This window comes from Haloferula sp. A504 (assembly GCF_044385805.1).
Taxonomy (GTDB): domain Bacteria; phylum Verrucomicrobiota; class Verrucomicrobiia; order Verrucomicrobiales; family Akkermansiaceae; genus Haloferula.
Genome location: NZ_JBISBU010000058.1, coordinates 1 through 19,900 on the forward strand (window position 1 = coordinate 1; position 19,900 = coordinate 19,900).

Consider the following 19,900-nt stretch of genomic DNA (forward strand, 5'->3'; position numbering starts at 1 on the left):
TCCTCCACCAGCTTGCGGATCTCCTCGAGGATCCCCTTCATCCGCTGCACCATCTTCTCGTTGAGCGCCTGGTTGCGGCGCTGCAGGAACTCGCGACGCTCGCGGTCCAGCGCGATGCCCTCGTTCTGCTTCATCTGCCATTCCTGGTAGACGCTCTGCTTCTTCGAGTCGGAAATCGACGGATCGTCGAGCTGCTTGCGCATGTTCTGCAGCTCGGTGTCCAGCTCGCGGATGCGCGCCAGGCGCTCGTTGTTCTCCTTCTGGATGCGGGCGCGCTCGATGTTGATCTGCTTCTGGGCTTCGTTGGTGCGGTGGTACTCCTTGAACAGCGACTGCATGTCCACGGTCGCGATGTCGAGGGTTGCATCCTGAGCGGCCACGAGTCCGCCAAGGGCGAGGAATAGGATGGGAATCAGCTTCATTTCACCCCTGTAACGACCGTCACCCGCCCGACCCCTCGGAAAATTTCCTTTCCTCGCTCCACCCCATGGAAACATCCCCTGAATCAACTCAGCACTTGGCTCTCCACTGAGACGCGGAGCACGCAGAGGTTCACAGAGCCAGACTGGATCGAGAATCTTAAAAACCCCTTGATTTCCGCTCTCAATACTCTGCGCTGCCTCTGCGATCTCTGTGCCTCAGCGGTTCAAGAAAGCCGTAGCGACCAAACCGGCAAGAGGCTCAACGAACCACGCCATCGGTCGTGACCACCGCATCGGCGATCACCTCTCCGGCACCCACGCTCGCGCCGGGCCAGACCACGGACCGCTCCACCTTGGCTCCGTCGCCGATTTCCGCTCCGGGACCCACCACCGAGTCGATCAGGGTCGCCCCCGGGGAGATCCGCGCGTCCGCATGGACCGGATCGGCAAGTCCCAGCTCCCGATGGGCTTTGAGGTAGCTCGCAAGATCACCGAGATCCAACCAATCGCCCTCGTCGAGGACCACCGAACCCAGCCGCCCTGCTCTCGCCAGCTCCACAAACGTGTCCCGCACCGTGATCTTCTCGGCGGGCGGGATCCACTTCAGCAGCTCGGGCGAAAACACGTAGATCCCCGTGAAAAGGTGGGTGCCCGGGGCCCGGTCCAGCAGGTTGCGGATGTCGATCACCCGATCACCTTCGATCGCGATGAACCGCGCTGGGCCCTCGGAGCGCAGCGCCAGGGTGACGACATCGCCGGAGGCCTCGTGGGCAGCGATCACTTTCGACAAGTCCATCGAGGAAAAGACGTCGCCATTGTGAACGAGGACCGGTTCATCCCCGATCCAGGGGCTGATGTTCCAGATACCCCCTCCCGTCTCGAACAGGTCGGGTTCGTGGAACAAGTGCACCGGCATCCCCTGCCAGCGCCCGCAAAGAGCTTCGGCGCCGTTCAGCCCTTTCACCTCGCCCTCTTTCCAATCCGCAATCCGCAATCCGCAATCCGCAATTCTCCATCGCTCCGGCAGGTGGTGGGTGTTGATCGCAAACTCCCGGACGCCGGCGGCGGCGCAGGCCTCCATCGCCCATTCAACGAGAGGCCGGTGAAAGAGAGGCACCAGCGGCTTCGGCAGCAGGTCGGTGAGCGGCCGCAGCCGGGTTCCGAGTCCGGCACCGAGAAGGAAGGCCTTTTGGATCACGGCCTTGGGTTTCCGGGGAATCCCCGGGGGCGGCAAGGGATTAATCACCGAAGTCACCCTTTCGCTTGAGAGGCAGCAAGCGGATGCGATGCGCCGCCGCATTCAGACTCACGAGGCATCCTGTGGCCAACTGGTTTGCATGGGACTCCAAAACCTCAAGAACCTGGGCCCCGACCTCTTCGGGTATCGGGCATGCAACCCTCAGTTGGACCACACTGGGCAACCGCGTCCCCCGGAGAGCGAGAAGCCTCGTGAAGTCAAGATCCTGCGTGAGGATCAGGGCATCTCGTTGAAGAGCTTCTTCGAGAATGACTTCGTCCGAGTCGCCCGGCGAACCGATTTCCGTCCAGTGGAGCACCTCGTGCGATTGGACCTGAAGATACTCCCTCCACCTCAGCGGAAGATTCTCATCGAGAATGATGGTCACGAGGCGATCTCGTAGGTCTCCTGCGAAGAAAGCTCCGCTGCAAACTCAAGCGCCGCCCGGATGGCTTCAGGCGTCAGGGCTGGATAATCCTGACACAAGGCCTCGACGCTCCGCCCGGCCGCAATCTGTCTCACGATGTTTGCAGCCGTGATTCGGGTGCCCCGGATGCAGGGCATCCCGGTCATCACCTGAGGGTCGGCGGTGATCCACTCCGATTTCTCCATGGACGAGGATGTAATCGATTCGAGACCCGTCCGCAAGCTGCGGGCACCGTGAAAATCCACGAGAAATCGACGGATTTTCCACGTATTGAGCCGCTCACAAGCATGATGACCCGCCTCGCCCTCACCCTCGCCGCCCTCGCCATCCCCGCTCCGGCCGTGCCGGATGGCTTCGTCATTCAGGAGTTCGCCGGCCCGCCGAATGCCGACTACCCGGCCGCGATCACTGTGGCGCCCAACGGGGATGTGTATGTCTCCTCCGACCAGAACGGCTCGCTCGGAAAGGACGAGGGCATGGGGCGCATCATCCGCTGCCGAGACACCGACGGCGACGGCAAGGCCGACGACTTCGTGCATTTCGTCCCCGATGTCGACAGCCCGCGCGGCGGCCACATCGTCGGCGACACGCTCTACCTGATTCACCCACCCTTTCTCAGCACGTTCCGCGACACCGACGGCGACGGAGTGGCCGATGAGAAGAAGCAGCTGGTCAAGGGTTTTGGCGGTGGGATCGAACACCCGCGCGGTGCCGACCACACGACCAATGGCGTGCGCATGGGCATCGACGGGTGGCTCTATGTTTCAGTCGGCGACTTCGGCATGGCCGATGCCGTCGGCACCGATGGCACCCGCTACACCCTGCACGGCGGGGGCATCGTCCGGGTGCGTCCGGATGGTTCGGAAATGGAGCCCTACGCGCTGATGACCCGCAACACCTGCGACGTCGCGATCTCGCCCGAGCTCGACATGTTCAGCCGCGACAACACCAACGACGGCAAGGGCTGGAACACCCGCTTCCACCACTACACCGCCCTCGGCGACCACGGCTACCCGCGCCTCTACCAGAACTTCGCCGACGAGGCCATCGCACCGCTCGCCGACTACGGCGGGGGTTCCGGCACCGGCGGCCTTTGGGTTTCCGAACCCGGTTTCCCCGGAGGGTTCGGCGACATGCTCTTCTCCTGCGACTGGACCACCGGAAACATCTACTACCACCCGCACGAGAAGGTGGGTGCCTCGTTCAAGATCGGGCAGGAGGTCTTCGAGAAACTGCCGCGAGCCACCGACATCGACGTCGATGGCTTCTCGCGCCTCTACCTCGCCGACTGGCGCGGCGGGCAATACAAGTTTGCAGGCAAGGGAAAACCCGTCGGCATGATCCACCTCGTCAAACCGACCGGCGGCACCCCGGCCCGCTATCAGGACGTCACCCGGGCCAGCGACGAGGAACTGCCCGCCCTGCTGGCCTCGGCGAGCGCCGTGCAGCGGCTCGAAACGCAGCAGGAAATCCTCAGGCGCGGCGCGAAGCCGCTCTTCGCCGAGAAAATCTTCGCGCTCGCCAAGGACGCCGGCCAGTCCCGCCACGTCCGGGCCTGCTCCATCTTCACGTTCAAGCAACTCTACGGCAAAGATAGTACCCGCCACCTCGCCGAGCTGGTCGGCGACGCCGCGGTCCGCGAGTTCGCCCTTCGCGCCATGACCGACCGTCTGACCCAGCTTGAAGGCGTGCCGGTGAAACCCTACCTCGACGCACTGACCGACAAGGACGCCCGGGTCGTGCTGCAGGGCCTGGTCGGCCTGCAGCGACTTGACGCCGCGGACGCGACCGCGGCCATCCTTTCGGCATCCACCGGATGGAAGGACGAGGGGGTGTCCCCCCGTCTCCGCCACACCGCCATCGCCACCCTCTCATCGCTCGGAAACGTCCCCGCCCTGCTCGCGGCGGTCGAGATCGCGGACCAGCGCGGGCTCGCACTCCGGGCGCTGCAGCGCATCCATTCCGACAGATCCGTCGCAGGCCTCGTGCAACTGGTGGAAACCACCAGCGACGACGAACTCCGGCTCGACGCGCTGATCGCCCTGGCACGCCTGCATTTCCGCGAACAACCCTGGGACCTCAAGTCATGGTGGGGCACCCGGCCCGATGACCGCGGCCCGTATTTCGCGCCGGTCACGTGGGAAGCCTCCGACACCATCCGTGCGACGCTGGAGAGGGGCTTCGGCCTTCTTTCCAAGGACCAGCACCCGGCCTACCTCGACGCGATCGCCCGCAACCGCATCCCGGTGTCGGAACTCAAGTTCGAAGGCATGGACCCGGTGCTCACGGCCCTGGCCATGACCAGGCCGGGCGGACAGCAGCTCAAGATTCTCGTCGAGGCCGCCAAGGACCCGGAGCGTACGGCCTCGCAGCGAGTCCTCTGCTATCAGGCCCTGACCCGGGCCGGCGAAAAGGAGGCGATGCCGCTCCGACTCGCCGTCCTCGCCGGATGGTCGGAAGACGAGAGCGCTCCTGCCGAAGCCGGTCAGCTGACCGAGGACTTCATCAACGAGACCCAGCGCGGCATGGAGGTGAAGCCACTCCGTCAGATCGCCGCAAAGGGTGACGACACCACCAGCCGCATCGCGTGGAAGGCGCTGCTCACCGTGATGAACAGCCCGCTCGCCAAGGACCGCTGGAAGAGCGAGGTCCGCAAGCACGTCGACCAGAACCCGCTCGAAGTCGGCTTCTTCCTGGCCATTGCCGACCTGAAACTCCCGGATTTCGACCAGCAGATCGATGCGGGCCTGAACTGGGACAACCAGGCGACGATCGACGCCGCCCAGTTGGCGAAAGCCGCCGCCGCGGGAGCGGCGAAAGCCGGAAGGAAAGTCGTCGAACTGCCGCCCGCGGAAGTGCTCGCCACGGTCATGGAGGCCAAGGGCGACGTCGCAAAAGGGAAACGCATCTATACCGCGCAGGGCTGCATCGCCTGCCACGCGGTCGATGCCGCTGCCGAGCAGAAGGGCCCCTACCTCGGCTCGGCAGGATCGAAGTTCACCCGCGACTACCTCATCGAATCGGTCATCGATCCCAACAAGGTCGTCGCCCAGGGTTTCCGCACCACGCTGCTGACGCTGAAGGACGGCAGTGCCAAGCTCGGCTTCGTCACCGGCGAGGCCGACGGCGTGATCGAAATCCGCGACATCACCGGTGCCGCCAGCAAGGTCTCGCGCAAGGACGTCACCAGGGAGGAGGAACTGCCGCAGTCGATGATGCCGCCGGGACTCGCGGCGAATCTCACGATTGATGAGTTCACCTCGCTCATCGATTACCTCTCATCCCTGCGCGCCGCCGGGCAGTAAGAGGAGCGCCACGGACGGACCGCGAGCTTCAGCTCGCTTTCCCATCCCGTGGCAGGTGCGAGCTGAAGCTCGCGGTCCATTGATCGGCCGGCCCTACCAGCTCACCCTCGCCGCGAGGATGCCGTTGAGGCCCGGCTCGTTCTGGCCGGAGCCGTGGATGCGGTAGTCCTCATCAGTGATGTTCTCGATACCACCGGTCAGTTCGAGCCAGTCGGTCGCCTGCCAGCCGGCGTGAAGCATACAGACAACATATCCGGGGGTGCCCTGCGGGGGGCGCCGCTGGGTGTCTCCCGCAGCCGCCAGCTCGAGGTCGTCCTGCTTGTCCGCCGCCAGCACCCGGCCCTCGACCCACAGCCGTCCATCCGGCCGCGTCCAGCGCAGCGCCAGCGAACCGGTGAGCGGTGCCATCCGCGAGGAAATGTCATGAACCGGCGGGCCGCCGACGAAGGCCTCGCGGTCGGTGCGCCCGTCCTGCCACGCCACGAACCCCGACAGCGCCCAGTCGTCGGCGAAGCGCCACTCGCCATCGACTTCAAAGCCATAGACGTAGGCATCGGAAGCATTGGTCGTCACGTTCCCCCCACCACCGGCCGTCGCCGGCACGCTGACAATCAGGTCGCTCCCGTCGGTGTAGAAGGCCGCGGCACCGAGGCTGAGCGGGCCGCTGCGATAGCGGGTGCCGAGTTCGTAGATGATGAATTCCTCGGGCTCGACGTCGACCGATCCCGCTGCGGCCACGCCGCTGAGGGTGGTCAGGCTTCCGGAGAGGTCGTTCAGGTTCGGCGCCCGGAAGGCCTGCGAAACACCGCCGTAGAGGCTCCAGCAGTCGTTGACCGTCCACAGCGCCCGCAGCGAACCGCTGAAATTGTCCCAGCTCCGGGATTGGCCGAAAAGATCCCGCCCAAGCGTCGCATTCCACGCCCGCCCCAACTCCGCCTCGGCATGCGTGTAGCGGCCGCCGACCGTGACCTCAAGATCGTCGACCGGACGCCAGACATACTGGGCGAAGGCCCCGAAGAGGTCGTAGTTCGAGTCGTCCGCGACCGGACGGAAACTCGGGTCGTAGAGCATGCCCGCCCCGCGGTCCCGGTATCCCGCCGACTCGACCGAATCGTGGTAGTAGTCGAAGCCGTAGATCAGGGTCCCCGGGCCGACGGGAGACTCGAGGGTGAGGTCGAACCCGAGCGTGTCGATGTCGGCGATCTGGTAGCGGCGGTCCACGGGGCGGAGCGGCTGGGCCGGGCTGGGGAAGCGATCCTGCAGCTCCGAATCGCTCCCGGTCTGGTAGGAGAAGGTCGCGCTCCAACGGTTGAGCCAGTCCACCGCCGACGGCTCGCCCTCGAAGCGCAGGTAGGTCAAGCTCCGCTCCTGGTCGTAGATCCGCGAATTGAAGGTGCCGCGGGAGGCCACGCTGCCGTCGTGCTGCCAGCCGGGGTTGTAGATCGTCGAGTGCCAGCGCCAGACGTCGTCCTGGTTCACGTACTGGTGGAGGAACGTCATCGTGATCTCCGGCGTGAGCGCCAGCTCGAACTTGAGGTCGAAGTCCTGCTCCGGGTAGCCGGTGTTGCGCATGCGACCGACCCCGGTGTCCTGGATGTCGCCGAAGTCCTTGCCGGTCACGCCGAGGAGGATGCCGTATTTTCCACCGACGCCCGTGGCCGACTCGATCCGCCCGATGTGCGAGCCCTCGCCGTTGCTCCGATATTCGTAGTAGGCGGAGCCATGGTTGAAATACTCGCCCTCCGGCATGTCGCGGAAGCCGGTCGAGCGGGTGATGGCATTGACCGTGCCTCCGATTGCGTCGCTGCCGTAGAGCACCGATCCCTGGCCCTTGATCACTTCGATGCGGTCGAGCGAATACGGATCGACCGTGTTCCAGTACTGGACCGGGCCGCCCCGGGTGAGGGCGTTGTTGAATCGGACCCCGTCGACCAGCAGCAGGTTCTGCCGCCCGGTGAATCCGCGGATGAAGGGCGAACCGTGACCGTGGGCGGTCTTCTGCACCAGCACCCCGGGCGTGAATTGCAGCGCCTCGGGAAGACTCCGGCGCTTGGTGTCATTGAGAAAATCGGAATCGATCAGGTCGAAGGTGTAGGGAACCTGATCGACCGCCTGATCGGTGCGCAGCGCCTCGACCACCAGGGGGTCGAGGGCATCCTGGGCGGAAAGCGCATGCGTCGAAAGAAGGAAGACGATCGATCGGCAGGCGAAGCTTCGGAACGGTGCGATGGGCATGGAGGCGGAAATCGCAAAACCCACCCCGGCACGACAAGGGAATTGGCAACTTTTGACCAATAACTTTGCAAATGAACAATTTTTATCCATCCATGGCCTCGAAGTTGAACATGAACCCACCCCAATCGAACGCCCATCCCCGCAGCAGGGGAGGTCTTTTCCGGAGGTTCATTCTTCCCCAGATCCTGATCACCGCGGCGGCGGGCACGGTCGGGCTGCTGTGGGAAGCCTCCCAGCAGCGGGAGCTGGACCGCAAGCGCATGACCGAGGTGGCCACCGCCAATGCGACCTTTCTCGAGCAGGTCAAGGTTCCCCGCTCGAGGCACATGGCGGAGAACCTCTCGGTGATCACCGGCTCCCGGGTCGGGTTCTTTCTGCCGGAGCAGGGACTGGTCGAGGGCTGGAACTGGTCGGCCGGGGAAAGGGCCATCGCCGAGCTCGCCCGGCAGCAGGAGCCACGGATGGTGAGCCAATCGAAGCTGCGGGCGCTGTGCCGGCCGATTGCCGACGGGCGCGGCTCCATCGTGGTGATCGAACCCGCACGGCCCCTCTTCGCATCCTCCAGAAGCCTCTCGGTCATCCCGCTTCTGGGCATCACCCTCGTCGCCATTGCCGCGGCCTTCCTGATCGCGAGATCGGTCGTGGGGCCGCTCCAGAAACTGGCCGCAGCCATCGCCTCCGCATCCGCCGAAACGAAGATGCAGCTCCCGGCGCCACTCACCCGTCGCAAGGACGAGATCGGCATCCTCGCCCACACGCTGGTCGAGGAGCGCGACGCCCTCCTCGAAGAGCAGAAGCTCCGGCGCGATGCCGAAAAGATGGCGCTGCTCGGGCAACTTGCGACCTCCCTTGCGCACGAGATCAAGAACCCGGCCGCCGCGATCATCATGCACGCCAAGGCGCTCGAGGACCGGGGTGCCGAACCGGAGGGAAGGCTCATCCGCGAGGACGGCGAGCACATCACTTCGCTCGTCAACCAATGGCTGTTCGTCGCCAGGCCCGAGCCCCCACGGAGCAGCACGACGGACCTGGTCACCCTCATCCATTCGCTGAAGAACAAGCTGCGCGGCCTGCTGGAATTCCACGACTGCCGGCTCGACATCGTCGCCCCGCCGGGCCTTCCCATCGCCTGCGACTCGCAGCGCATCGAGCAGGCTTTCCGGAACCTCATCGACAACGCCATCAAGGCGATGCCGAAGGGGGGCACCGTCATCATCGAGCTGACGAAAAAGGAAACGGGCAACATCGCCTTCACCGTCTCCGACGAGGGGTCCGGCTTTTCCGAGGATGCCCTCGCCCACTTCGGGGAAACCTTTTACTCCGAGAGGGAGGGAGGCATGGGACTCGGTCTGGCTCTGGCCAAGGGCGTGATCGAGGCCCACGGAGGCAGCCTGTCCGCCCGCAACCACGCCGCAGGCGGTGCCCTGATCTCGGGCACCTTGAAGGCCCCGCCGAAGAAGCTCTCCCGCTGACATGAAGACCCTGCTGATTGTCGAAGACCACCATGCCCTCGCCAACGCCATCGCCGCGGCGGCGGAACGCAGCGGCCTGGAGACCCTGCTCGCCCCCACGCTGGCGAAGGCCCGCGACCGCCTCGATCGCGGCCCCGTGGACGGCATCCTCCTGGACATCGGTCTGCCCGACGGCCATGGACTTGATCTGATGCGGGAGTGGCGGTGGGATCACAAGCCCGAGACCGCCGTCATCACGGCCCACGGGGAGATCGGGAACGCGATCGATGCGCGCAAGCTGGGCATCGCCCGCTTCCTCGACAAGCCGGTCGATTTTCAGGAACTGGGGGCCTTCTTCGAGCTCGTGGCCGCGGCGTCCCCCTCACCCGAAACCCCGGAGCAGCCGGCAGGACGGTTCTCGCCCTTCGTCGGTGCCTCCCCCATCATGCGTCCGGTCTTCCGACAGATCTCGCACGCCTGCGCGTCGGACCAACCGGTGGTGATCCGGGGGGCGACCGGCACGGGCAAGAGCCAGGTCGCCCGGCTGATCCAGCACGCCTCCGAGCCGGGCCGGCCGTTCCACATTCTTCATGCCTCCCCACTGTTGGACGAGGACACCCTCGCCGGAGCCGTCCAGTCGACCCGGGGTGGCCAGCTGGTCATCGAGGCAATCGATTCCCTCACCGCCGGCTTGCAAACCCTGCTGGTGCGGGTGCTTGACCAGGCGAAGGAGCATGCGCCACGCCTCATCGTCACGACCGACGAGGCGGGCCTGCTTCCGAGAGTCAACGAGGGGACCCTCCAGCAGGAACTCTACTACCGGCTGCAGGTGCTCGAAATCGACCTCCCCCTCCTCCGGGAACGCCGCGACGACATCGCCGCGATCAGCGACTGCTTTCTCGGCGAATTGAACGCCGCGGCCAACACCCAGATCGCCCCGGAAGTTCTCGGGGTGTTCGCCAACTACGACTGGCCCGGCAACCTTCGCGAACTGCGGAACGCGATCAACTACGCCCTCGTCACCAGCGCCGGTGCGAGGCTCATCACCCCGGATCATATCCCGGGGCACCTCGCCGGCATTCCCGCCCGGCACGGCGAGGACGACGCCCTGGCGCTGGCCCTCGAAGCCTGGGTGGAGCGGCGGATGGAGGCGGAACCCGACTACAAGGAACTCAGCACGAGCCTGGAGAACCTGCTGCTCGAGGATCTGCTCCGCCGCTTCGACGGCAAGCCGTCCCACCTCGCCTCGGCCCTCGCGATCAACCGCACCACCCTGCGCAACAAGCTCCGGCGGATCGACCGTTGACCCGCCCCGACGATCGCCGCTTCAGGGCACCAAAATGCGCCCCGCCGCGATTCCCGAGTCCGGGATCTCGGAGGCGTTCTTCTTCAGCTCACCGAGCAGCTTCACCTCCTTGTCGGTGATGTCCTGGGGGCCGGAGAACATGATCATGTTCGGCTGGTCGCGCCACGACCGGCAGATGAAGGCGTGCTTCCTGTCGAGATAGTAGAGCACGAGGTACTGGCGGTTGTCGGCGGAAGTCTCGGCGATGAAATCCGGCCGACCCTTGCGCTCGATGAAGCGCCCGAGATCGGGATGGGCGGCGGATTGATAGACGATGCGCCGGTAGCCGAGGGTCGGCGGCTCGCTGCGCACCAGCATGATGCGGTCCTGCGCGGCGCGCTCGGTCCAGTGCATGCCGCCGCCGCACGAGGTGAGGAAGAGTGCCAGCAGGAGGCTTGTGACAAGGGACTTCATCGGGAGCGGGAGGCACGGTCCCGCGCGATGCGGGCCATCAGCCGGGGAACGTTGGGGCGGTTGGCTTCGGATTCGATGAAAAAGGCGGTTTCGAGCGGCACGAGGTATTCAACCGCCGAGTTGACGCCGACCAGAAGCCCGCGGGCATCGACCACCGGCCCGCCGCTGTCGCCCGGCTCGAGTGGGATGTCGTGCTTGAAGCGACGGCCACCGGAAAACGGCGTATCGGGCTCGATCGGCGTGAGCAGTCGGCCCGGAGAACTGCTGAATCCCGTGGCGATGCCCGCATGCATGACCGGGGTTCCCTGGGGCAGCCAGCGGTTGCCGGGGGTCCAGCGGTAGTGGTCGGGCGTCGCCACCTCGGCGTGCAGCAGGGCGACGTCCCCGCCCGAGCCACGCCAGACGACCCGTGCCGGAAACGCCCGGAGACGGCCGTCCCGCCGCAGGAGGAGAGCCACGCGCCGGCCTTTTGCCGAAGCGATCACATGATCCGCGGTGAGAAAGTAGCCGTCGGCCGTGATCGGGATCGCCGAACCGCCGTCGGCATCCTTCGGCGCCTTTTTCCGGGCGAAGCGCTCGTTGATCCAGTCGTTGATGTCGTCACGATCCGAAACCACCACGGCGGCGAAACGCCGCGCGGCGTCCCGATAGACCTCCCGACCCGGGATCGAACCACCCGTCACCACCGGCGGCGGCGGCGGCGGCGTGCAGCCGATCAGCGCCAGCGCGCACGCGATCGAGAGTGGAAAGGTCCATGACATCCGGGCGAAGACTACGGCAGCGGAACGCCCGGCCTCACGCGATTTCTTCGGAATCCTGCAACAATGCCCGGAGCGCCTTCCGATCCGCCGGAGGAATCACCAGCTTCCCCAACTCGTCGAGCTCGCACCACGCCTCGCCTGACTTCGCCCGCCGCCCCTTCTCCGCCGGCCGCACGCGCATCGTCACCCGGTAGCGGGTGATGCCGTACTTCCCCTGATAGACCGGCTCGCCGACCCCCCCGCCCTCCGGCAGGCGCCACATGCCCTCGCGACGACCCTCCTCGAGCTTGCGCATCAGCACCCGGTCGCCCCGGCGCAGAAACACGAGGTCCTCGTCGACCGCGGTCGCCTTGACCCGCTTCGCCTTCACCGGCAGGGCCGCGGGCTCCGGACAGCGGCAGAATTTCCCGGCCGGACACCCGAGGCAGTCCGGCACGCCCGGTCGGCAGTGGCTCTGCCCCAGCTCCATCAGCGCCGAGTTGTGGGTGCGCGGATCGGCGGCATCGAGCAACTCGCCGGCCACCTCCCACAAGCGCTTCATCGTGGGCCCCGCATCGATCGGATCGGCCGAGTCGAGGAGGCGCGAGAGCACCCGCGCGACGTTGCCATCGACGATCGGCGCCGGCTTGCCGAAGGCAAAGGACCACACCGCCCCCGCCGTGTAGCGGCCCACCCCGGGCAGCGCCAGGATCGCCTCGAAGTCATCGGGGAAGCGTCCGCCGTGCTCGTCTTCCACAGTGCGCGCCGCCTCCCGCAGCATCCGCGCCCGCCGGTAGTAGCCGAGGCCCTCCCAGGCCTTGAGCAAAGCGTCGTCCTCGGCCGCCGCCAGGGTCGCCGTGTCGGGGAAGCGCTCGAGAAACCGCGTGTAGAATCCCCGGCCGAGCACGGTGGCGATCTGCGTCTGCTGCAGCATCACCTCCGAAACCAGGATCGCGTAGGGATCGCGGGTCCGCCGCCACGGGTAGTCCCTGCCGTGGTTCCGGAACCAAGCCGCCAGCGCGCGACGGAAGGACCCGGGGTCCTCCAGCGGATCGGTCTCGAAACGCGGCTTCAGCACACGGCCACCATGACCCGGAGGAAGATGGAATGTCCAATGTCCAACAAGGGATGTCCAACTCCCAAGGAAACCACACGGCCGGTCGGTGGAAATTGGACATTCCTTGTTGGACACTGGGTGTTCCGTGTCGGGTCTCCTGTTTCGCAACCGCCTTGAATGTTGGTTCCCAGAACTCAAGACTCCCGCCGTGCCTGCCAACTCCCACACCGTCATGCTTTCCCCGGATCAGGCCGACAAACTGCGCGGGGTGCTGGAGCGGGACGGCTTCGAGTTCGGCGACCGGCCCCATACCCTTTTCTCCGCGAAGAAGGGCAAGCTGAACGTCAGCGTCTACCAGAAGGGTCCCAAGGTGCTGATCCAGGGCAAGGAGGCGGACGACTTCGTGCGCTTCACCCTCGAGCCCGAGATCACCGGCGAAGCCCGGCTCGGCTACGAGGAAGTGAACCAGCCGGACATGTTCGAGCCGCATTTCGGCATCGATGAGAGCGGCAAGGGCGACTACTTCGGCCCGCTGGTCATCGCCGGCGCCTACACCGATGCGTCCAGCGCCCGGGCCCTGCTCGACGCCGGCATCATGGACTCGAAACGCATCACCAGCGCCGCCCGGATCCGCAAGCTGGCCGGGATCATCCGCAAGACACCCGGCCTGCGCCACGTCGTGGTCGCCATCGGCCCGGAGCGCTACAACGAACTCCACCGCTCGTTCGGCAACGTCAACCGCCTGCTCGCCTGGGGCCACGCCCGGGCGATCAAGCGGCTCCACGAACTGCAGCCCGACTGCCCCCGCGCGCTCTCCGACCAGTTCGCCCGACCCGATGTGCTCAAGCGCGCCCTCGCCAAGCTCGGCGTTTCCATCGAACTCCAGCAGCGCACCAAGGCGGAGTCCGATCTCGCCGTGGCCGCGGCCTCCATCCTCGCCCGCGAACGCTTTGTCGACTGGATGGAAAAGACCTCCGCCGCCGGCGGGATCCACCTCCCCCTGGGCGCGTCCGACGCCGTGATCGACGCCGCCAGGGAACTGGTGGACCGTCACGGGAAGGACGCCCTGAACCGGGTCGCCAAGGTGCATTTCCGCACCACCGGGCGGGTCCTCGGAGATTCCGCCGCGGATGGCACGGAATCCGCATGATTTTCGAAATTTTGAACGGGACAAATCCGGCATCCTGTGGTGTCCATCCTCCCGCTTCATTGTCTCCCAAGACCTCGACCCATGGCCACCGTCACCAAGCGCGAACTCGTCGTCAAAATCAGCAACGAAACGGGTCTCACCCAGCAGGAGGTCTTCGACGTGATCCAGAAGACGCTTGATTCGATCACCGACGCCCTCGCCAACGGCGACTCGGTCGTGATGCGGAACTTCGGCGCTTTCCAGGTGAAGGAGACCAAGGCCAAGATCGGCCGCAACCCGAAGAACCCCGGCAAGGACGTGCCGATCCCGGCGCGGGCGGTGGTCAAGTTCAAGCCCGGCAAGGAGATGAAGGAGCAGGTCGCCCGGACCCTCCCCCTGATCCGCGAGCGCGAGGGCGAGTAGGAGAGCGCCGGCGTTCCGCCGGCTGTCTTTGGCATCCTGCCGAAGACCCGCTGGGTCCGGACCCGCCATCCCGCCTCCAATCTTGATCCTTAAGGCTCCTTAAGTATCATCCGGACCGTGCGCCTCCTTGTCATCCTGCTGCTCGGCCTCACTGCCCTCCTCTTTTCCTCCTGCGCCCACCCGCGCGGAAACTACAAGGGCTACAAGAACGGCAGCTACACGGTCCGCGGCCAGACCTATTACCCGATGAGCGTCGACCAGGCGCTCCACTACGAGGAAGTGGGCACCGCCTCGTGGTTCAACGAGTCGCGGTTCTTCGGCCTCAAGCGCGGCAACACCGCGATCGGCGAGAAGGTGATGCCGTGGCACAAGATCGCCGCCCACAAAACCCTGCCGCTGCCCTCGGTGGTCAAGGTCACCAATCTCGAGAACGGCAAGTCGGTGAAGTGCCGGGTCAACGACCGCGGCCCCTTCATCGCCGGCCGCATCATCGACCTCTCCCCCCGCGCCGCGAAGAAGATCGGCTTCTACGACCAGGGGCTGACCACCGTCGAGGTCGAGGTGCTTTCGGTCGGCGACGGCAAGTACAAGCGCAAGCCACGCCGGCGGAAGTTCCTCGGAATTTTCTGATCATCCCCCGAGCAGCTTCGCCAGCGCCGCGAAGTCCTCGTCGCCCCAGCCGGCCTGCTCGGCCGCCGCGAGGCGGGCGGTCACGGTCTTCAGCAGCTCGCAGTCGCCGCTTTCCGACATCCCGCTGGCGAGACGCATGTCCTTGTGCATGTGCTTCACCGAGAACATCGGGCGGAAATCGCTCTGGCGCAGCACCGGTTCCTTGAGCTGGGTGAGGCCCGAGCAGCTCACATTGCGCGACAGCGCATCAAAGAAGGTGTCGTCGTCGATACCCGACCGCGAGCAAATCGCTCGCGCCTCGGCCAGCGCCTGCATCTGGGCGGAGATGTTCAGGTTCATCGCCAGCTTCAGCGCGCAGGCCTGGCGATGATCGCCGATGTGGAGCCGGTGCGCGGAAACGAGCGCCAGCAGCGGGTCGACCGCCTCGCACAGTCCCCGGTCGCCGCCGAGATAGAACACCGTCTGTTTCTGCTCGGCCGCCGGCTTGCTGCCGGTGAAGGGCGCCTCAAGGTAGCGCGCTCCGGTCGCCAGCACCTGCTCGCGGAAGCGTCCGCTGCTGTCCGGATCGATGGTGCTCGACTGGATGACCGCCTTCGACGCGTCCAGCTCCGGCAGGATCGCCTCGACGACGCCCTGCACCGCCGGCGGATCGGCGACGACGATCTGGATCGCCTCCGCGCCGCGCGCCACTTCGGCCGCCGTGTCTTTCCACATCGGAAAATCGGGCTTGGCGGTCCGGTTCCAGGCACCGGCCAGCTTGCCCGCCGCATGATGGTGCCCCGCCCAGATTTCACCGATGATGCCAAGTCCAAGAATGCCGATGCTTTGAGGGGTCGTTTCACTCATGCCCTCCAACAAAGCCCGCTCCGCCCGAGATTCGATCAAAATCGAACCATGCCTGCCGACCAGTCCACAGGCCGGACGCGGGCCCGTTCAACTCCCATCCCGGCATCGACATTCGCTGCCGGGGCTGCTACGCCCCCCGCCCCATGCTCAAGGAAGCCGTCCAGGAAGTCCGTGTCTTCGCCCCCGCCACCGTCGCCAACGTGGCCTGCGGCTACGATGTGCTCGGGTTCGCCATCGATTCGCCCGGCGACGAGATCGTCGTCCGCCACCACGACAAGCCCGGCCTGCACATCACCTCGATCACCGGCGACGACGGCAAGCTGCCCAAGGCCGCCGACCAGAACACCGCCGGCGTCGCCGCCCTCGACCTGCTGCGCCACCTCGGCATGACCGACCGCGGTGTGGAGATGGAGATTCACAAGAAGATGCCCTTCGGTTCCGGACTCGGCTCCTCCGCCGCCTCGGCCGTGGCCGGTGCCTACGCGGTCAACAAGCTCATCGGCGAACCCCTCACCAAGCAACAGCTGCTGCCCTTCGCCATGGCCGGCGAGGCCTCGGCCGACGGTGCCTGGCACGCCGACAACGTCGCCCCCTGCCTGCTCGGTGGCATCGTCTTCATCCGCAGCAATGAGGAACTCGATGTCGCCCAGCTGCCGGCCCCCGACAACCTGTGGGCGGCGGTCGTCCACCCCGACATCGAGATCCTCACCAAGGTCGCCCGCGAGATCCTGCCCAAGGACATCCCCGTGACCAATGCCACCCAGCAGATCGGCAACCTCGGCGGCCTGCTGTGCGGCATCATCCAGAGCGACTACGGGCTCATCTCGCGCTCGATCCACGACGTCATCGCCGAACCCCGCCGCCAGAAGCTCATCCCGGATTTCTACAAGGCCAAGCGCGCTGCCATGTCGGCCGGGGCCCTCGGGTTCTCCATCTCCGGCGCCGGCCCCTCGGTCTTCGCCCTCTGCGAGGGAGAGGAAATCGCCCGCAAGGTCGGCGACGCGGTCAGCAAGGTTTTCTCCGCCGTTCCCCTGGAAAACCAGATCCACGTCTCGAAGATCAACCCCCTCGGGGTGCATGTGGTCGAGGAGAAGAGCTCGAACCCATAACCACTCTGGTTGAATGCCACCGCAGGCCGACCGGTGAGCCGCTCACTTGAGGCGGCGTGGTCACGGGGTGACCAGCCGCAGGAACACTCTATCCTTCGGCCAACCGTAAGCCGAACCGGGAACGATGACGGTATTGGTGCCCGCCGTCAGCACGCCATCCGGGCCCTCGGGCCAATCGGTCTCGCTCATGGTCTCGCTGTATTCGACGGTGTAAGGGGTTGCGGCCAGGGATTCAACGGTGAGGGTGATCTGCCCGTTCGCCGGATCGACCATGGTATCGGTGATCCTGACCATCTGGCCCCCGATGATGGCGACCGGGTATTCATACGCGCCGATATCCAGAAGCGAAACGGAACCATCGCCGTCGGCATCGAAGTAGCGCGGATTGCCGGCCAGATCGATGGGCGACGCGGTGACAATGCCGCCCGCCTCGATCAACGGGCTGGCCGGCAACAGCGAATAGTCGCCGCCGGTGGTGGGAGCGGAGGTGGGCGGAAGCGGATTGACGAAGCTCGGATCGAGACCGCCCAACCCGTCGAGGTTGCCATTGCCTCCACCCGGTTGGCCTTCGATCAGCGAATACTCCCTGACGATCGTCGAGTCACCCGAGACGATCTCACTTCCATTGGTCCCATTGCCCCACGAAACCGTGTTCTCCAACCGGATGATACTGGCGGTCGCCCCCGGAAAACTGATTCCCCCGAGGATGGTCGACGCGCTCGAGTCATTTCCGCTCAGGGTGCAGTTGCGCAAGGCGACTTCGATGTTGACACTGGCCGAAATGACCTTGTTCCCGGTATTGCCAGAAAACAGGGAGTCGCTGACCAGAACCGAATCGGAATCGTTCGCGTTGATGACCTGCCCGACACCGCTCTCCCCCGCCTGGAAACGACAGCCGGTGATTTCGGCGGAAGTGACATCCTTCACGCTGATTCCGCTGCTGCCGCCAAGGACCACGTTGCCGAGAAAATCACACGCCGTCACCGAGTAGGTCCCGATACGAGGCGTGGGCGAACCATTGGGCGATCCCAGATTGAGCGTGGATGACCTTCCCGCGTTGGACTCGAAACGGCAGCCGTGAATCCCCGCATCCGCCGACCAGGCCAGGAGGCCGTTTCCACCTCCGCTGGTTGATCCGGTGAGATGGTTGGCCACGAACTCGCAATCGCGAACCTCGTGTCGTGTCCCTTCGAGAAACGCTCCCCCCCCGGCATCGTAGGCCCGGTTTCCGATGAAGCGGCAGGACTCGATCAGCAAATCGGAATCAAAGGAAATCAGGCCACCGCCGATGTTGGGAGAGCTGATGGAAGCTCCCGGCTGATTGGTTCCGTCATCCGCCGAACCGCCGGTGATGGTGAGGCCGGACAAGGTGGTGCGGGCGGCATCGCCCTCAAGCGTGAGCACGTGATAGGCGTTGAATCCTTGGATGTCGTCGGGGTCGCTCACAATGAACCCGGTGCCCTCATCGGACTCATTCTGCTCCAGATCCCCACTCAAGACGGTCACCTCATTCTCGATATCACGTGGCCCGCCGCCATTGGGGTATCCGCCCAACAAGGTGCATCCGGGGATGAGCACGAAGGAACTTGTGGGGTCGTCCTTCTGACCGGTCGCGCCGTCGTCGGGATAGTGGACCCCCGCCGCAATGTGGATGGTGAAATGGGGGCCGGCGGCATCAAGGGCATCCCGGAGATGAAGAAAGGCATCTTCCCAGCTCTGGCCGTTGTCCAATCCGCCGACTGCCGTGCCATCGACATAGAGCTCGGAGAACAGCTCGTAGGCTCCGATGTCGATGGCCAGCCCGACCACTCGGTCGTTCCCAAGCACATCCGTGGGTTCGCCGTTGGCGGCGTCGGTCCCGGAATCGAAGGCCGGCGAGCCATCATCCGTGAGCCGGAGATCCCCCTGGACCGAGGGCGCGGTCGATGGATTGGGCGGAGTCACAAACACCGGATCGGTTCCACCATCATTTTCCAGCAAGCTGGTGGTTGCCGAGTAAGTCGAGCCGGAAAGCAGGTTGATGGACGAACCCGTGGACGAGCGCGATCCCGCCGCATGGTTGTTCCAAACGATGGTGTTCTCCAGCGTGACAACCGAATTGGCCGCCGCCTGAATGCCGCCGCCGTTGATGGTCCCGGAATTGCCCGAGATGGAACAGTTCGTGAGCGTCGGCGACGAGTCGTTGAAATTGAGCCCGCCTCCACGCTCGGCCTCGTTGCCGAGGAAGACGCAGTTGATCAAGGAAGGCGTTGCTCCGGAAAGGGTGCCCAAAGCCCCGCCCCGGGCATCGGCCGTATTGCCTGCAAACAGGCAATTGATGAAGGTGGTGCCGGCTCCCACGACCATGACGGCTCCGCCACGGCCCGTGCAGTGGTTTCCGTAGAAGCGGCAGTTCGACACCACACTGGCAGAGGTGGCCAGCAGTCCGCCCCCATGGGTGCCGTTCGTCGCGATGCCATCTTCGGCCCGGCCACCCGTGATGATGAATCCATCGAGTTCGCATGCCGCCGACAAGGTGACCACATGGGTGGAATTCGAGGGCACCACGTCGGCCGGAGTTTCCGAGATGAAGTTTCCGTCCGCGTTGAGATCGTCCTGTTTGAGATCGCCAGAAAGAATGGTTGGAAAGCTGTCTGGATCACGCTCGCCACCGGTGCCGCTGTACCCCCCCGACACGACCACTCCCTGCGGAACCACAAAGGACGCCTCGATGGTGTTTTCGTCGACGGTCACCCCCTCATCGGGGAAGTAAACCCCTTCCGCAACGTGGACGGTGTCGCCGGCCGACGCCGAGGCCAGCGCGTCCTGCAGCGTGAGAAACGCGTTTGCCCAGGAAGATCCATCATCGGAACCGGTCGTGGCAGCTCCGTTGACATAGATGTCGTCCGCCGTGACCCCCGACGAAATGACGATTGAGAAAAGCGCGATGCGGGATCCAGACACGAAGGGGCCGATGGGTGATCTCATTGGAGGGGCTTGGTGGGAGTTTCGAGCTTGCTTCAGGCGGGAGACTGACTGCCTCAAACCGACGACCCTAGGGAAAAGCCCGAGGAATCCAAGTCCGGAGAAATCTCGACGGCGTACGTGGCCAGGGCTGCCTCACTCTGGAAAATCAACCGCGAATCCACAC

At 65.3% G+C, this 19,900-nt stretch carries 17 protein-coding genes; 7 read left to right on the forward strand and 10 right to left on the reverse strand.

Annotated elements, in window-relative coordinates; all coding sequences use genetic code 11:
- The 4 genes from ACG2LG_RS19585 to ACG2LG_RS19600 form a co-directional block, all read right to left on the reverse strand.
- On the reverse strand, nucleotides 1–422 hold a 422-nt coding region (locus ACG2LG_RS19585), incomplete at its 3' end, for an OmpH family outer membrane protein (protein WP_396261888.1).
- Nucleotides 423–681: 259 nt separating this feature from the next.
- Entirely contained in the window at nucleotides 682–1,620 is a 939-nt protein-coding gene (locus ACG2LG_RS19590; RefSeq protein WP_396261890.1) for a sugar phosphate nucleotidyltransferase, read from the reverse strand.
- A gap of 40 nt (nucleotides 1,621–1,660) precedes the next feature.
- Nucleotides 1,661–2,047: a DUF5615 family PIN-like protein gene (locus ACG2LG_RS19595; protein WP_396261892.1), complete on the reverse strand. Its 387-nt coding sequence runs from the start codon at nucleotides 2,045–2,047 to the stop codon at nucleotides 1,661–1,663.
- The gene (locus ACG2LG_RS19600; protein WP_396261894.1) at nucleotides 2,044–2,271 is read right to left on the reverse strand and encodes a DUF433 domain-containing protein; all 228 of its coding nucleotides are present in this window, start codon (nucleotides 2,269–2,271) and stop codon (nucleotides 2,044–2,046) included. Before ACG2LG_RS19600 ends, ACG2LG_RS19595 begins: the two co-directional genes overlap by 4 nt.
- A gap of 102 nt (nucleotides 2,272–2,373) precedes the next feature.
- Here ACG2LG_RS19600 and ACG2LG_RS19605 point away from each other — a divergent pair, with 102 nt between their 5' ends.
- Entirely contained in the window at nucleotides 2,374–5,391 is a 3,018-nt protein-coding gene (locus ACG2LG_RS19605) for a c-type cytochrome (RefSeq protein WP_396261896.1), read from the forward strand.
- Between the two features lie 93 nt (nucleotides 5,392–5,484).
- Here the strand turns inward: ACG2LG_RS19605 and ACG2LG_RS19610 are convergent, their stop codons facing one another.
- Entirely contained in the window at nucleotides 5,485–7,626 is a 2,142-nt protein-coding gene (locus ACG2LG_RS19610; RefSeq protein WP_396261898.1) for a TonB-dependent receptor plug domain-containing protein, read from the reverse strand.
- A gap of 110 nt (nucleotides 7,627–7,736) precedes the next feature.
- Between ACG2LG_RS19610 and ACG2LG_RS19615 the strand changes: the two genes are divergently transcribed.
- Entirely contained in the window at nucleotides 7,737–9,098 is a 1,362-nt protein-coding gene (locus ACG2LG_RS19615; RefSeq protein ID WP_396261900.1) for a sensor histidine kinase, read from the forward strand.
- A 1-nt stretch (nucleotide 9,099) separates the two neighbouring features.
- Entirely contained in the window at nucleotides 9,100–10,383 is a 1,284-nt protein-coding gene (locus ACG2LG_RS19620) for a sigma-54-dependent transcriptional regulator (RefSeq protein ID WP_396261902.1), read from the forward strand.
- A gap of 21 nt (nucleotides 10,384–10,404) precedes the next feature.
- Here ACG2LG_RS19620 and ACG2LG_RS19625 read toward each other — a convergent pair whose 3' ends face one another.
- The 3 genes from ACG2LG_RS19625 to ACG2LG_RS19635 are packed head-to-tail and all read right to left on the reverse strand — an operon-like array spanning nucleotide 10,405 to nucleotide 12,654.
- A complete protein-coding gene (locus tag ACG2LG_RS19625; RefSeq protein WP_396261904.1) occupies nucleotides 10,405–10,836 on the reverse strand; it encodes a hypothetical protein in 432 nt (143 codons plus the stop codon).
- Nucleotides 10,833–11,597: a serine protease gene (locus ACG2LG_RS19630; RefSeq protein WP_396261906.1), complete on the reverse strand. Its 765-nt coding sequence runs from the start codon at nucleotides 11,595–11,597 to the stop codon at nucleotides 10,833–10,835. The genes ACG2LG_RS19625 and ACG2LG_RS19630 overlap by 4 nt, the downstream gene beginning before the upstream one ends.
- 34 nt (nucleotides 11,598–11,631) lie before the next feature.
- Nucleotides 11,632–12,654, reverse strand: a complete 1,023-nt coding sequence (locus tag ACG2LG_RS19635; RefSeq protein WP_396261908.1) for an A/G-specific adenine glycosylase — start codon at nucleotides 12,652–12,654, stop codon at nucleotides 11,632–11,634.
- Nucleotides 12,655–12,841: 187 nt separating this feature from the next.
- Between ACG2LG_RS19635 and rnhC the strand changes: the two genes are divergently transcribed.
- The 3 genes from rnhC (at nucleotide 12,842) to ACG2LG_RS19650 (ending at nucleotide 14,815) form a co-directional block, all read left to right on the forward strand.
- Nucleotides 12,842–13,783 (forward strand): ribonuclease HIII, encoded by a 942-nt coding sequence (rnhC, locus tag ACG2LG_RS19640; protein WP_396261910.1) that lies wholly within the window; start codon nucleotides 12,842–12,844, stop codon nucleotides 13,781–13,783.
- Nucleotides 13,784–13,822: 39 nt separating this feature from the next.
- Nucleotides 13,823–14,185 carry an HU family DNA-binding protein gene (locus ACG2LG_RS19645; protein ID WP_396261912.1) on the forward strand — a complete coding sequence of 121 codons (363 nt, stop codon included), beginning with the start codon at nucleotides 13,823–13,825 and terminating at the stop codon, nucleotides 14,183–14,185.
- A gap of 117 nt (nucleotides 14,186–14,302) precedes the next feature.
- Entirely contained in the window at nucleotides 14,303–14,815 is a 513-nt protein-coding gene (locus ACG2LG_RS19650) for a septal ring lytic transglycosylase RlpA family protein (protein ID WP_396261914.1), read from the forward strand.
- Here ACG2LG_RS19650 and ACG2LG_RS19655 read toward each other — a convergent pair whose 3' ends face one another.
- Nucleotides 14,816–15,661: an NAD(P)-dependent oxidoreductase gene (locus ACG2LG_RS19655; RefSeq protein WP_396261916.1), complete on the reverse strand. Its 846-nt coding sequence runs from the start codon at nucleotides 15,659–15,661 to the stop codon at nucleotides 14,816–14,818.
- A gap of 143 nt (nucleotides 15,662–15,804) precedes the next feature.
- Here ACG2LG_RS19655 and ACG2LG_RS19660 point away from each other — a divergent pair, with 143 nt between their 5' ends.
- Entirely contained in the window at nucleotides 15,805–16,770 is a 966-nt protein-coding gene (locus tag ACG2LG_RS19660) for a homoserine kinase (RefSeq protein ID WP_396261918.1), read from the forward strand.
- 60 nt (nucleotides 16,771–16,830) lie between these two features.
- Here ACG2LG_RS19660 and ACG2LG_RS19665 read toward each other — a convergent pair whose 3' ends face one another.
- A complete protein-coding gene (locus ACG2LG_RS19665) occupies nucleotides 16,831–19,737 on the reverse strand; it encodes a choice-of-anchor Q domain-containing protein (protein WP_396261920.1) in 2,907 nt (968 codons plus the stop codon).
- Nucleotides 19,738–19,900: the final 163 nt, after the last annotated feature.